The sequence below is a fragment of the Streptomyces sp. NPDC001515 genome, from assembly GCF_053597115.1.
In genome coordinates this window covers 181,037-193,483 of sequence record NZ_JBSFHN010000007.1, presented here as the reverse complement: position 1 = coordinate 193,483, position 12,447 = coordinate 181,037, and the positions used below count along the sequence as shown (strand labels likewise).

Below are 12,447 nucleotides of genomic sequence, written 5' to 3'. Positions count from 1 at the left end.
CGGCAGGCCCGTGGTGGAGCAGGAGACCGCCGCCGACGCACCCGAGAGTGGCGGCAGTGGCGGCGGGGCCGTTGCGGAGGATGCGGGAACGAAGGGGTCCGACGGCGCTGCCGAGGGCACCGCCCGCCCGGACGGCTCGGAGGCGTCGGACGGTCCCGCCCGCGTCGGTCTCCCCGGCGCATCCGGTCACGACTCCGGCACGCCCACGGGCGCCACGCTCGTCTCCGGCGGAGACGCGGGCAATCTGGGGCCCGGCCCCGCCATCCGTTCGGCGGTCGTGACCGCCACGGGCGAGACCGGGGAGTCGGGCTATCCGCGCTACGCGGGCGACGGCATGGTCGCGGACATCGACCCCGCGACGCACACCGTCGAGGCCCTGCTGGTCGACGGCGCCGAACTCGACTACGGACTCTCGGTCCGCCTCTCCGAGCGGAGCGTCGGGGGCTGAACCGCCCCGCGCGGGGTCTGCGTGCGGCAGTGGAGGGCCTACTTCTGGCCCTTCTGCTGCTCCTCGATGGACTTGCGGACCTCGTCCATGTCCAGCTTCCGGGCCTGGCCGATCACGTCCTCCAGGGCCGCCTCCGGCAGCGCGCCGGGCTGGGCGAAGACCGCCACGTTGTCACGGACGATCATCAGCGTCGGAATGGACCGGATCTCGAACGCCGCCGCCAGCTCCTGCTGCGCCTCGGTGTCGACCTTCGCGAACACGAGGTCCTGGTGACGCTCGGACGCCGCGTCGTAGACCGGTGCGAACTGCCGGCACGGGCCGCACCAGGAAGCCCAGAAGTCGATCAGGACGAATTCGTTGTCACTGACCACCTGATCGAAGTTTTCCTTGGTGAGTTCAACCGTGCTCATGCTCTGCTCCCTCTTTTCCGTGCCCGTATCGACGTGTCCGGCACAACGGTGTCCGTGCTCGCGCTATTCCGCCTGCCCATGTGGCCGCCCCGCACCCCCATGGCCAGAATGGGGCCATGACATCTGCCTCTGCTGTGGAGCCCCTCGCGTACGACGTCGTGGTCATCGGTGCGGGCCCGGTCGGTGAGAACGTGGCGGACCGGGCGCGCGCCGCCGGGCTGAGCACCGCCGTCGTGGAGTCCGAACTGGTCGGCGGCGAGTGCTCCTACTGGGCGTGCATGCCCAGCAAGGCCCTGCTGCGCCCGGTCGTGGCTCGCGCCGACGCCCGCCGCGTCCCCGGCCTCGCCGGCGCGGTACGGGGCCCGCTGGACACCGAGGCGGTGCTCGCCCACCGTGACGACTACGCCTCGCACTGGAAGGACGACGGACAGGTCGCCTGGCTGGAGGGGATCGGGGCGGTCGTCCACCGCGGTCACGGCCGTCTGACCGGACCGAAACAGGTCACGGTCACGGCTCCCGACGGTACGGAGCACCGGCTCACCGCGCGGCACGCGGTGGCCGTCTGCACGGGCAGCCGGGCCGTCCTCCCCGCACTGCCCGGCATCGACACGGTCCGCCCCTGGACCAGCCGGGAGGCCACCAGCGCCAAGGAGGTGCCGGGCCGCCTGGTCGTCGTCGGCGGGGGAGTGGTCGGCGTCGAGATGGCCACGGTCTGGGGTGCGCTCGGGTCCCAGGTCACCCTGCTCGTCCGCGGGCGGGGGCTGCTGCCCCGGATGGAACCCTTCGCCGGCGAGCTGGTCGCCGAGGCGCTGACGGAGGCGGGCGCCGACATCCGTACGGGCGTCTCCGCCACCTCCGTACGGCGCGGCGACCCGGACGGACCCGTCGTCGTCACACTCGACGACGGGAAGAGCGTCGAGGCCGACGAGATCCTCTTCGCCACCGGCCGCGCCCCGCGCACCGACGATCTGGGCCTCGCGTCGATCGGCCTGGAGCCCGGTTCCTGGCTCACGGTCGACGACAGCTGCCGCGTCGAGGGCACCCCCTGGCTCTACGCCGTCGGGGACGTCAACCACCGCGCCCTCCTGACGCACCAGGGCAAGTACCAGGCCAGGATCGCGGGCGCCGCCATCGCCGCGCGGGCCCGGCAGGAGGCCGCGGACCCGGACGCGGACCCCTGGGGCCCGTACACGGCCACGGCGGACCACGCGGCCGTGCCCCAGGTCGTCTTCACCGACCCCGAGGCGGCCTCGGTCGGCCTCACCCTGGCCGAGGCGGAACGGGCGGGCCACCGCGTCCGCGCCGTCGACTACGACCTGGCGGACGTCGCCGGAGCCGGGCTGTACGCGGACGGCTACCGGGGCCGCGCCCGCATGGTCGTCGACCTGGACCGGGAGATCCTGCGCGGTGTCACGTTCGTGGGCCCCGGCATCGGCGAACTGCTGCACTCGGCGACGGTCGCGGTGGCCGGTGAGGTCCCCATCGACCGGCTGTGGCACGCGGTGCCCGCGTATCCGACGATCAGCGAGATCTGGCTGCGGCTGCTGGAGACGTACCGGGACAGCTGAGCGCCCCGGGAGCCTGTCCGGCCCCTTCCCGTCTGCCGGGCGACGCCCCGCACGCCGAGAGCACGCACCGGACAGCGCCCGGCCACGCCCTGCGGGCGGACGGACGGGAAGGGCCGGACAGGCTCTACGAGGGTGTCAGGGGCCGCCCGCACCGCAGGTTCCACCGCCCCGGCCGGCCGCCGAGTTCGGTCAGGGTGAGCGGAGGGACGTCGAGCCGCCAGAACGCGACCGCCGGGAGGCCGAGCGCGTGGACGGTCGCCGCCCGCACCACGGCGGGTTCCGCGACCGCCAGCACCCGGCGCCGGCCGCCCGCCCCGGCGGCGAGCGCGTCGAGCCAGGACCCGGCCCGTACGCAGAGGTCGAGCAGGGACTCACCGCCGTGCGGGGCGGCGCCCGGATCCGCGAGCCAGGCGGCCACGGCATCGGGCTCGCGCGCGGCCACCGAGTCCAGCCGCTCCCCGGTCCAGCGCCCCAACTCCCAGTCGTGGGGCGCGGGTTCGGCATCGCAGTCGAGACCCAGGGCCTCGGCGGTGGCGGCGCAGCGCCGGGACGGTCCGCGTACGGCCCCGTCGGCGGCCGGAAGACGCGCGGAGGCCGCCCGCGCCTGCCGGAACCCGGCCGCGTCGAGCGGCCCGTCCCCGGCGAACCGGGCCTCGCGCAGCCCCGGGTTCATCGCCGGTGAGATCAGCATCACCCGTACCGTCACCACCGCACTCCCCTTCCCGAACAAGGGTCACCTGCCCGTGCCCACCCTGGCATCCCGGCTGCCCGCCGCCCGCCTCGGGCACCATGGCGGCACCCGCGCGCAGGCTGTATCGTCGCGACGACATGACGAGGGTGTGATGGAAGTCCGGTGGGAATCCGGCACGGTCGCGCCACTGTGTACCCGCACGCGTGCGGGAAGTCAGACCCGGCACCTTCGTCTCAGGCACCACGATCGGGACGCGTGTTCCCTCAGGAGGTTCTGCCATGGCACAGTCCGCTGCCCCCGTCACCGGCGCACCCGCCGTCACCCCCGTTTCGCTGAGGACCCTGGCCCCCTGGGCGGTCTTCTTCGGCATCCTCATGCTGGTCCTGCTCTATTTCGTCGGAGCCGAGCAGGGCGCCACCGCGCTCATCTCCGGTGAGGGCGTGCACGAATGGGTCCACGACGGACGCCACCTCCTCGGTTTCCCCTGCCACTGATCCTGCCGCTTCAGCCAGGGGACACCCATGAACTCTCTATCCGTACGGGCCCTGTTGGTCCGCGGCATGCTGGCCGGCCTGATCGCCGGCGCCTTCGCCCTGCTGGTCGCCCACTTCCTCGGTGAGCCGCGGGTCGACGCGGCCATCGCGCTCGAAGAGGCGCACGCGCACGGCCACGACCACGGCGGCGGCGGGGAACTCGTCAGCCGCACCCTCCAGTCCACCGCGGGTCTCGCCACCGGCGTCCTCGTCTTCGGGGTAGCCGTGGGCGGCATCGCCGCACTCGTCTTCTGCTACGCGCTCGGCCGCGTCGGCCGGTTCGGGCCGAGGGCCACGGCGGCACTCCTCGCGGGCGCGGCCCTGCTCGCGGTGTACGTCGTGCCGTTCCTGAAGTACCCGGCGAACCCGCCGGCCGTCGGCAACCCCGACACCATCGGCTCGCGCACCACGCTGTTCTTCCTGATGGTCGCCCTCAGCGTGCTCCTGGCCGTGGCGGCCGTCCTCACCGGCAAGCGGCTGGCCCCGCGCCTCGGCAACTGGAACGCGAGCATCGCCGCGGCGGGCGGCTATGTGCTGGTCATCGGCCTCGCGTACGCCTTCCTCCCGTCGTACGACGAGGTCGGGAAGGACTTCCCGGCCTCGCTGCTCTGGGAGTTCCGCCTGGCCACGCTGGCGGTCCAGGCGACCCTGTGGACCGTCTTCGGCCTGGTCTTCGGCTCGCTGGCGGAACGCCTGCTGGTGCCGTCCCCGGACCGCGACGCGGCCCGGAACGGCGAGGCGGACCGGACGGCGGCCCTGACCGGCTGACACCCGGGCCGTCAACGGACGGAGCCCGCCGGGAACGATCCGGCGGGCTCCGTCCGTTGAACGGGCGCGCCCGTTCAACGGGTGTCGTCGTGGCCGCCCCACTCGATCCGGTAGTGCTTCAGCCGCTCGTCCTGCTTCACGAACCGCATGCCGGCCGCGCTCATCACGTGCTGGGACGCGGTGTTGTCGAGATCGGTGTCCCCGTGCACGCACACGACGCCCTGCTCCCAGGCCAACCGGAGCAGGGCGCGCAGCGCCTCGGAGGCGTACCCCTTGCCCCGCACGGAGGGCACGAGCCCGTATCCGATCGTGACGTGACCCCGGCCGTCCGGCGCCCCGTGGAAGCCGATGCCCCCGACGACCAGCCCGTCCGCGCGGAGCCGTATCGCGTACGAACCGAAGGGAGTGGGGTCGCCGCTCGTCGCACAGTCGGCGAGGAAGCGGGTGGCGGCGGCACGCTCGCCGGGGGAGGGGAAACCGGGGGCCCACCGCTCCCCGTCGATGGGGCTGCCCGCCGCCACCCGCTCGGCGTGGGCGACGGTCATCGGACGAAGCAGCAGACGCGGGGTGGAGAGATCGTTCATGCCCGTGGGGTATCACGCGCGGAGCCGGGCCCGCACCCCCATTGACGGGGGTGCGGGCCCGGCGGCGTCTTCCGGAACGGGGCTCCGGACGCTGCCTGGAACCTCAGACGTCACCCTTCGCCGGGAAGTCCCCGGCGAGCGCGGCGGCCATCCGCAGATGCGTGTCGGCCTCGGCCTGCTTGCCCTGGCGCTCCAGGGTGCGTCCGAGCATCAGCCGGGCGTACTCCTCGACGGGGTCGCGCTCCAGGACGGCGCGCAGTTCCGTCTCGGCCCGGACGAGGCGCGCCGAGTGGTAGTAGGCGCGGGCCAGCAGCAGCCGCGGCGCGACCTGCTCGGGAACCTCCTCGACGAGGCCGGTCAGGATGCGGGCGGCGGTGGTGTACTCCTTCGCGTCGAAGAAGAACCGGGCACGCTCCCAGCGCTCGGCGGCGGTGCCGAACTCGTAGTAGGCGTCGCTCATGTGACCTCCTCGGTCGAGGGCGGCGGCCGGGCCGGTCCCGTACCTGTCCGTACGCCACAACACCGATAGATGGTTTAACATTCCACTAAATATTCGGCGTGGAGTCCGGCCACGCGCAGTCGCACGGGAATAGGTTGAGCGCCATGAGCAATCTCGATCGCCAGGCCGCACTCTCCGTCTGCGGAGGGCGGGGCTTCGTCGTCGCCGAGCCCGTACGCGAACTCCTCACCCCGCGACACGTCCGGCTCGGTGAGTCGACCGAGGTCCGCCGGCTGCTGCCGAACCTGGGCCGCCGCATGGTCGGCGCCTGGGCCTTCGTCGACCACTACGGCCCCGACGACATCGCCGACGAGCCCGGGATGCAGGTGCCGCCCCATCCGCACATGGGCCTCCAGACCGTGAGCTGGCTGCACGAGGGCGAGGTCCTCCACCGCGACAGCCTCGGCAGCCTGGAGACCATCCGCCCCCGCGAACTCGGCCTGATGACCTCCGGCCGCGCGATCAGCCACTCCGAGGAGAGCCCCCGGCAGCACGCCGCCCTCCTCCATGGCGCCCAGCTCTGGGTCGCCCTCCCCGACGCCCACCGCGACGTCGAGCCCCACTTCCAGCACCACACGGACCTGCCCACCGTGGTCGCCCCCGGCCTCACCGCCACGGTCATCCTCGGCACCCTCGACGGCGCCACCTCCCCCGGCACCGCCTACACCCCCATCGTCGGTGCAGACCTCGCCCTCGCCCACGGCACCGAGGCGCGCCTCCCCCTCGACCCCGACTTCGAGTACGCCGTCCTCTCCATGTCCGGCGAGGCCGAGGTCGACGGCGTCCCCGTCCTCCCCGGCTCCATGCTCTACCTCGGCTGCGGCCGCACCGAACTCCCCCTGCGCGCGGCGTCGGACGCGGGGCTGATGCTGCTGGGCGGGGAGCCGTTCGAGGAGGAGATCGTGATGTGGTGGAACTTCATCGGCAGGACGCAGGACGACATCGCGCAGGCCCGCGAGGCATGGACGAACGGCGACCGCTTCGGCACCGTACGGGGCTACGACGGCGCCCCGCTTTCCGCTCCGGCCCTGCCGGCGGTGCCGTTGAAGGCGCGCGGTCGGGTGCGTTGACCTGCTCTTTCTCCTCGGTGGGGGTCCTCGTCACCCGTGGTCACGTGCGGGCGGAGGATGGCCTCCACAGGGGGCGTTGGAGGGGGCCTGGTTCCGGGTGTTCGCGTACGGCTGCGTGATCATGAGGGACCTTGTTCGACGACCAGGTGTGTCAGGACGGATGCTGACCTGTTGCCGACTTTCCCGACTACCCGTCAGGTGTGGGTCGGATGCCGCTGGTGATGTCCCTACGGTTGTCCCCGCGTTCGTGGCGGTGTGCGATAGACGCATCGGTGAGGGGTACCTCGATCCGTCACGCTGATGGAAGCGCGCCGGTGCGCCTCGCCACCACCGTGTAGCACGCACCATCTGATGCCAGTGGTGCGCGCGCCGTGGCTCGTGGCCCAGGCAGAACTAGGGTCGTCCGTACGGCGCGTTGAGCACCGCGATGCCGGTGGTTGTGGCGATGTGGGCGGTAGTTCGGCGGTCTCGGTGGGTGTCGATCAGGCCAGCGTTGCGGAGCGTCGTGGCGTGCTCGCTGGCACTGGCCTTGGCGATGCCGATGAGGGCGGCAAGCTGCTGGGTCGAGCAGCCTGGGTGGCCGACGATGGCGCTGAGCACCGCGGCCCGGGTATGGCCCAGCATGGATCCGACCAGGTCGACCGCTGGTGCCGTCCGGCCCCGCCCTGCAGTGAACAGGGGGGTGGTCACCCCGTCCTGGAGCTGAGCCACCGGGTAGGTGAGGACGGGCTGCGGCACGGTGTCGAGGTCGATCACCGGAACCTCCACAGCAAACACCGACGGCTGGAGCAGAAGCCCTTGTCCGGCCAGGTGCACGTCGGCGTCTGAACTTGAGAGCACCGCTACCTCCAGCACGGGGGCCCGCCAGCGGATCCATCGCGGGTTGATGCGGGCAAGAAGGTTCTCCACACCGCCGCTGAGCATCTGGCGGGAGCGCACCGCCGCGTCGGCCGCCGTCATGGCCTGAATCTCCTGCCAGTGCGGGGCCACGGCGTGGCCGGCCACGTGCTCCAGGATGTCGCAGAACCGCTGGAGCAGCGCCGGGTCGTCCGGCAGCCGGAGAGCCCACGAGGGCAGGGGCTGGTGCCGCGCCGTCCCTTCCAGACTGGCCCGCAGGCGGCGCCGGGGCGTGGCACGGATCTCTTCGAGCAGTTCGGCCGGGGTGGAGCTGTTCGCGCCGCTCAGAAACTCGGTGACCCGGCCGCGGGAGGGCATGAGTCCGAAGACCATCCGGGAGGCAGGATGCAGGGCGGACAGGGTGCGGTGGCGCCAGGCTCCGAGACGGACGAGATGGGTCCGTTCCTGAAGTTGGCGCACCGCGGTGCTCAACTCGAAGCAGGGGGCGGGCCCATCGGCGATGCGCGTCCGCGCGAGGTCCTCCACGGTGAAGTGAATGCGTAACGACACGTCGTCGCCATCCCCGAAACCTGCCCGGCCCGTGCCGGTGCTGCCGTCCGCCTGCGCGTCGACAGCCATCCTCGTTGAGAGGAGGGCGGGCGGGCCAGTAGGGATCGAGGCGAAGGCAGCCGGGCCAGGCGGGCTCAGCGCTCCGTCAGGCGGGCGGCGGCCTGCTGACGGAGCGTCCGGTAGACCGCGATCTGTTCCGCGTGTTCCCGGGTGACCTTGCGACGGTAGTGGTTTTCGAGGTCGCGTATGGTGCGCGCGCGTCCGGCGCGCGCGTCGCACGTGGCGTCGGCGACGGCAACGGCGATCTCCCGGCGCCTGAGCCGGTCGAGATCCTGAGGCCGGGCGCTGGGACCGCCGGTCTCTTTCTCGTACCTGGCGAACACCGCCGCCCGGCTGGCGACCGGGTCCCGGTAGGGAAATCCGCGAGCCTTCATGCAGTCACGCCACGCCGGCAGGGTTCGGACGGCCCGGTCGTCGTCGGTCACCCTGCGGCTGATCTCACTGGCCAGGTTCATCACCGTCATCTGGGCTCTCAGCCACACGGTCAGGTCGCCGTACAGCTGCCGCTCGGCGTGTGCGACGCAGCCGTCCGTATTCATGAAGACCACCCCGTCGGGGAGGTTCACTTCGAGGCGATGGACCTGTGTACCGAACAGGGCCGCACCGTAGGCCTTGGCCTCGTCCCGGGGCAGGGTCCGCAGGTAGTCGCCGTTGGGGTCCTCGGCGCGCGCCGGCACGAGCGCCGAAAGGCCGCCGTACCCCTCGCGCCGGCGTGCCGCGACGTCGTCGCCGTGGGCGTCGTCGCTGCCGTCCGGACGGTCCGGAGCATGCCAGGCCAGGGGCCGGTACGCCCGGCCGCGACTCCGCATGCAGGCGGCGACCATGCGTTCTTGTGTCTCGAACAGCAGCCGCTGTTCCGCCGGGTCGCCCTTGGGGTCGCTCCGGAAATCTCCGGTGGGGTCTTCGTGGGACGTGATCGTCGGCGGGGTCACGGGGGCCGTCCCCGCTCGCGACGACACCCCCGAAGCCGGCCGGTGGTCGTTGTCGTGGGCCGGCCCGCAGGAGGCCAGAGCACACAGCGCGGTCGTCCCCGCGAGCAGCACGGTCATACGTCGCGGAGGGCGGAAACGGAACATGCGGGGCACCTCGTTCGTCGGGTCGAGGCGGTCCCCGGGGCGGCGTACCGCCCCGGGGACCGGGGTGGGTCACGGGACCGGGGTCAGCAGCTCCAGGTCCACTTGTTGCCTTCGCCGTCGTCGTTGGGGCGGTGCTGGGTCCAGCCCCGGCCGTCGGGGAGGCAGCCCAGGGGGCGGCTGTAGCCCTCGTCGCCGTAGAGGATGACGCCCATTCCCGACGTACCTCCGTTCCAGGACGACGAGTCGTCGTTGAAGATCGCCCAGGAGGCCCAACTGGAGTTGTTCCCGCCGAACAGGAACTCCCGACCCTGGTAGTTGGCGTCCCAGTACACGCAGTAGTAGCCCGCATCGCAGGTGTTCGCCACAGCGGTGTCCGCAGCCGTCTCGGCCGCCGCGGCCCCCGGCGCCCCGAAGAGACCGGCCCCCAGAAGTGCGGTTCCGGCCAGTGCGGTGAGCATGCGCTTCACGTTGTGCTCCTTGTCTGCCGTGCTGTCCGCTTGGAAGGGCGCGGGCAGCGTCGCTGCGTTCCAGACTGGCCAGGCCCACCCGGCGGATCGAGACGATTCGGCGTGGCCCGAACACCTCGGTCCGCACACCTCGACGGTCTTCGGTCGAACCGCCGCGGCGCCGGCTCCCGAGAGCGCGGGAGAGGGCCCGCTTACCCGGGCTGATGTGCTGCGAATGCTTGCTCTACCGCCCGCCGCAGGCCGAGGCTCTGCCCCTGCCGGTAGGCCCGCCGGTACTCGTTCTCACCCAGTTGCCGGTGCGCGCTCTGGAGTCCGCGCTCACGATGAGCGGTGAGGAGCGTAAAGCCGAAGAGGCGAGGAGCGCCCGACGGGAGCCACACACGGTCCACGGCGCCCAGTACGACCGCTGCCGAGCGCGGGTCGCCGCAGGAGGAGAGGACCCAGGCCAAGGTCTCGCTGAGAGCGGCTTCGCCCAGGTGCTCGTCGATCTCTCGCGTGTGCCGGAGAGCCCGCTCGAGGGGCTCCAGGGCAAGCTCGGGCCGCCCGGCCTCGCTGTGGCCGACGGCCAGGGCCCACAGCAGATAGCACCGGTGCCACACATCGCCCCGGGCCTCGGACATCTCCAGCGCTTGTTCGAGCAGCGCGATGGAGCGGGCATGGTCGCCCTCCATCACAGCGGCGAAGCCGAGCTGGGCGACGCACTGCTCCCGAGTCAGCAGCGCGTCGGACCACTGACCGATCGCCAGGGCGGCTTCGGTGTACTTCTTCGCGGTCTCGGACTCCCCGGCGAACAACGCGGGCAGAGCGCGCAGCTGGAGAAATGCGGCGGTGAGTTCCTCCGGTTCGGGGCGGGTGGTCGGGTCGCTGATCACCGTGGTGGTCGCCGGAGGAATCTCGGCCAATGCCTTCTCACCCCGGGCAATCACCTTTGTGGCGCCGGCGTAATCTCCGTGGAGAAGCAGCAGAAATCCCGCAACCCATACAGCCTGGCACCACAGGGCCGTAGTCTCGGGGGAGGGAGGTCGCGGGTGCCGTTCGAGTGTTCTTCGCATCCACCCCGCACCCTCGCCCACATTGGCCGAGGTCAGACAGTGCAGCCAGAATCCGAGACACGCGTGGAGCAGGACCGCCGCAGGCTCACCGGGCGGCGGAGCCGCCGTGACAATCTGCCGCAGGTTGGCGTGCTCGACCCGCAGGCGACGCAGCCACGACGCCTGCGCAGACGATCCGTACGCCCGCCCCGCCCGCGCGGCAAGCCGGAGATACCACGCACGGTGCCGGCACAGGGCTGATTGAGCCCGTCCACTCTCCACGAGGCGTTCCTGCCCGTAGGCGCGAACGGTCTCCAGCATGTACAAACGGGTGTGGCCACCTGCCTCGACACGGGTGAGCAGCGACTTGTCCATGAGCCCCGCGAGGGCATCGAACGCCCCAGCAACGGCCTCCGGTGTCTCGGCGCCGGAGCCTTCCCCGGCGGGCACGCAGAGCTGCTCCGCATCGCCCAGCACCACCCCACCGGCACAGAGCGACAGCTGCTCCCACGCCGCTCGCTCGGTCTCGGTGCACAACTCGTAGCTCCAGTCGAACAGGGCACGCAGCGCCTGGTGGCGAGGAGGTGCTGTGCGTTCTCCGGCACTGGGGCCCAGCAGACGGAACCGGTGATCCAGCCGCCGCAGAAGCTCCTCGGGAGACAGCGTGCGAAGCCGCCGGGCGGCGATCTCCAGGGCGAGCGGCAGACCGTCCAGCCGACGGCAGACCTGGGCGACAACGTGCCGGTTCGCCTCAGTCACCCTGAAACCGGAGCACGCCGCTTCGGCCCGGTCAGCGAAGAGGGTCATGGCCGGAGAACCCAAGCCATCCTCGCCCGAGGTGCGCTCGGCCTCGGCGCGCGCCCCGTCCGGTAACGGGTCCGGCGGCAGGGGAGGGAGGCCGAGGGGGCTCACCAGCACCACGTGCTCCGCGCCCAGGTTGAGGGGCTGCCGGCTGGTGGCGAGTACACGCAGCTTCGGCAACAGCTCCAACAGACCCTGGATGGTGGCTGCACATCCGCGGAGCACATGCTCGCAGTTGTCCAGGAGCAGGAGAACGCTCCGCTCGCGAAGCGCCTCGACCAGTACGGACAGAGGGTCCTGCCCCACCCGGGCGTGTGCGCCGACGGCGGCGGCGACCGCTTCCGGAACAGCGTGGTCGCTACCGAGTTCAGCGAGTTCCGCACAGTAGGTTCCGTCCGCGAACCGGTCGCCCGTTTGCCGGACGATTCGTCTGGCCAGCCTTGTCTTGCCGACACCGCCCGTGCCGACGAGCGTGACCAGCCGGCTGTGCTCCAGAAGGGCGGTGGCCTCGCCGATTTCGGCCTCGCGGCCCACGAAACTGGTGGCTTCCAGTCCGCCCATGCTCGGCGGCCCGAGCGCACCGGCCTCCGGGGCGTTCGGCTGTTGGCGCAATTCCTGCCGTACGCGCTGCCAGCACTCCTCCCACCACCGGGGATCCCCACCGCACGCCCGAACGTAGGCCAGAAGAACCTCCAGGCTGGGGAGCCGCCGGCCAGCCGCAGCCTGGGACAGAGCGCTTTGCGAGAAACGCGTCGAGGCGGCCATCTGGGCGTAGGTAATGGGCGGCTGAGCCCGCCTACGCAGTGCCCGCAGATCCAACGCCAAGCGCGCCAGGGGCCCCGCCTCGGGATCCAGCGGCTGTTCCGGCCGGCCCGGCCTGCCTGTCAACTCGCTCTGCCCTCCGGAGGTTCCCATTGATTCGTTGATTATGGACGCCCCCTCTGCATGCTGAACAACCTTCGGCGCCCTGATGCTCGTAGTTGACGCAGATGCACGGCGACGGGCCGAAAAGAAGTCGTTCGGCGCCCTTTCCT

11 protein-coding genes, 2 pseudogenes and 1 riboswitch are annotated in these 12,447 nt (G+C 71.8%); of the genes and pseudogenes, 5 read left to right on the top strand and 8 right to left on the bottom strand.

Annotated features, from left to right (window positions below):
• Positions 1-238: 238 nt before the first annotated feature.
• Positions 239-448: pseudogene (locus ACWCXC_RS10825) on the top strand (hypothetical protein); the annotation flags it as partial.
• Between the two features lie 38 nt (positions 449-486).
• Here ACWCXC_RS10825 and trxA read toward each other — a convergent pair.
• Positions 487-864, bottom strand: a pseudogene (trxA, locus tag ACWCXC_RS10820) (thioredoxin); the annotation flags it as partial.
• Between the two features lie 110 nt (positions 865-974).
• Here trxA and ACWCXC_RS10815 point away from each other — a divergent pair.
• On the top strand, positions 975-2,426 hold the full coding sequence (locus tag ACWCXC_RS10815; protein WP_450888093.1) for a dihydrolipoyl dehydrogenase family protein: 1,452 nt from the start codon (positions 975-977) through the stop codon (positions 2,424-2,426).
• A 124-nt stretch (positions 2,427-2,550) separates the two neighbouring features.
• On the opposite strand, the gene ACWCXC_RS10810 is transcribed toward ACWCXC_RS10815, so the two are convergent.
• Complete coding sequence (locus tag ACWCXC_RS10810; protein WP_450888091.1) at positions 2,551-3,117, bottom strand: histidine phosphatase family protein; 567 nt, start codon at positions 3,115-3,117, stop codon at positions 2,551-2,553.
• 139 nt (positions 3,118-3,256) lie between these two features.
• Positions 3,257-3,350, top strand: a riboswitch (adenosylcobalamin (AdoCbl) riboswitch).
• A 45-nt stretch (positions 3,351-3,395) separates the two neighbouring features.
• Here ACWCXC_RS10810 and ACWCXC_RS10805 point away from each other — a divergent pair.
• Together ACWCXC_RS10805 and ACWCXC_RS10800 are read left to right on the top strand one after the other, a co-directional pair.
• On the top strand, positions 3,396-3,611 hold the full coding sequence (locus ACWCXC_RS10805) for a CbtB domain-containing protein (protein WP_450686357.1): 216 nt from the start codon (positions 3,396-3,398) through the stop codon (positions 3,609-3,611).
• Positions 3,612-3,638: 27 nt separating this feature from the next.
• On the top strand, positions 3,639-4,418 hold the full coding sequence (locus ACWCXC_RS10800; RefSeq protein WP_450888089.1) for a CbtA family protein: 780 nt from the start codon (positions 3,639-3,641) through the stop codon (positions 4,416-4,418).
• A gap of 74 nt (positions 4,419-4,492) precedes the next feature.
• On the opposite strand, the gene ACWCXC_RS10795 is transcribed toward ACWCXC_RS10800, so the two are convergent.
• Together ACWCXC_RS10795 and ACWCXC_RS10790 are read right to left on the bottom strand one after the other, a co-directional pair.
• Positions 4,493-5,002, bottom strand: a complete 510-nt coding sequence (locus ACWCXC_RS10795; RefSeq protein WP_450888087.1) for a GNAT family N-acetyltransferase — start codon at positions 5,000-5,002, stop codon at positions 4,493-4,495.
• A 103-nt stretch (positions 5,003-5,105) separates the two neighbouring features.
• Entirely contained in the window at positions 5,106-5,462 is a 357-nt protein-coding gene (locus ACWCXC_RS10790; protein WP_450888085.1) for a tetratricopeptide repeat protein, read from the bottom strand.
• A gap of 143 nt (positions 5,463-5,605) precedes the next feature.
• Between ACWCXC_RS10790 and ACWCXC_RS10785 the strand changes: the two genes are divergently transcribed.
• On the top strand, positions 5,606-6,571 hold the full coding sequence (locus tag ACWCXC_RS10785) for a pirin family protein (RefSeq protein WP_450686161.1): 966 nt from the start codon (positions 5,606-5,608) through the stop codon (positions 6,569-6,571).
• A 393-nt stretch (positions 6,572-6,964) separates the two neighbouring features.
• Here ACWCXC_RS10785 and ACWCXC_RS10780 read toward each other — a convergent pair whose 3' ends face one another.
• The 4 genes from ACWCXC_RS10780 to ACWCXC_RS10765 all read right to left on the bottom strand — a co-directional run bounded on the left by ACWCXC_RS10780 (position 6,965) and on the right by ACWCXC_RS10765 (position 12,178).
• Positions 6,965-7,978: a DUF5937 family protein gene (locus ACWCXC_RS10780; protein ID WP_450888083.1), complete on the bottom strand. Its 1,014-nt coding sequence runs from the start codon at positions 7,976-7,978 to the stop codon at positions 6,965-6,967.
• Positions 7,979-8,112: 134 nt separating this feature from the next.
• On the bottom strand, positions 8,113-8,970 hold the full coding sequence (locus tag ACWCXC_RS10775; RefSeq protein WP_450888081.1) for a hypothetical protein: 858 nt from the start codon (positions 8,968-8,970) through the stop codon (positions 8,113-8,115).
• Between the two features lie 227 nt (positions 8,971-9,197).
• Complete coding sequence (locus tag ACWCXC_RS10770; protein WP_450888162.1) at positions 9,198-9,572, bottom strand: peptidase inhibitor family I36 protein; 375 nt, start codon at positions 9,570-9,572, stop codon at positions 9,198-9,200.
• A gap of 200 nt (positions 9,573-9,772) precedes the next feature.
• Positions 9,773-12,178, bottom strand: a complete 2,406-nt coding sequence (locus ACWCXC_RS10765; RefSeq protein WP_450888079.1) for an ATP-binding protein — start codon at positions 12,176-12,178, stop codon at positions 9,773-9,775.
• Positions 12,179-12,447: the final 269 nt, after the last annotated feature.

Coding starts and splice junctions, on each gene's coding strand:
- ACWCXC_RS10810 (WP_450888091.1), bottom strand. CDS start 3,117: ATGCTGATCTCACCGGCGATGAACCCGGGGCTGCGCGAGGCCCGGTTC.
- ACWCXC_RS10770 (WP_450888162.1), bottom strand. CDS start 9,572: ATGCTCACCGCACTGGCCGGAACCGCACTTCTGGGGGCCGGTCTCTTC.
- ACWCXC_RS10805 (WP_450686357.1), top strand. CDS start 3,396: ATGGCACAGTCCGCTGCCCCCGTCACCGGCGCACCCGCCGTCACCCCC.
- ACWCXC_RS10795 (WP_450888087.1), bottom strand. CDS start 5,002: ATGAACGATCTCTCCACCCCGCGTCTGCTGCTTCGTCCGATGACCGTC.
- ACWCXC_RS10800 (WP_450888089.1), top strand. CDS start 3,639: ATGAACTCTCTATCCGTACGGGCCCTGTTGGTCCGCGGCATGCTGGCC.
- ACWCXC_RS10765 (WP_450888079.1), bottom strand. CDS start 12,178: ATGGCCGCCTCGACGCGTTTCTCGCAAAGCGCTCTGTCCCAGGCTGCG.
- ACWCXC_RS10790 (WP_450888085.1), bottom strand. CDS start 5,462: ATGAGCGACGCCTACTACGAGTTCGGCACCGCCGCCGAGCGCTGGGAG.
- ACWCXC_RS10785 (WP_450686161.1), top strand. CDS start 5,606: ATGAGCAATCTCGATCGCCAGGCCGCACTCTCCGTCTGCGGAGGGCGG.
- ACWCXC_RS10815 (WP_450888093.1), top strand. CDS start 975: ATGACATCTGCCTCTGCTGTGGAGCCCCTCGCGTACGACGTCGTGGTC.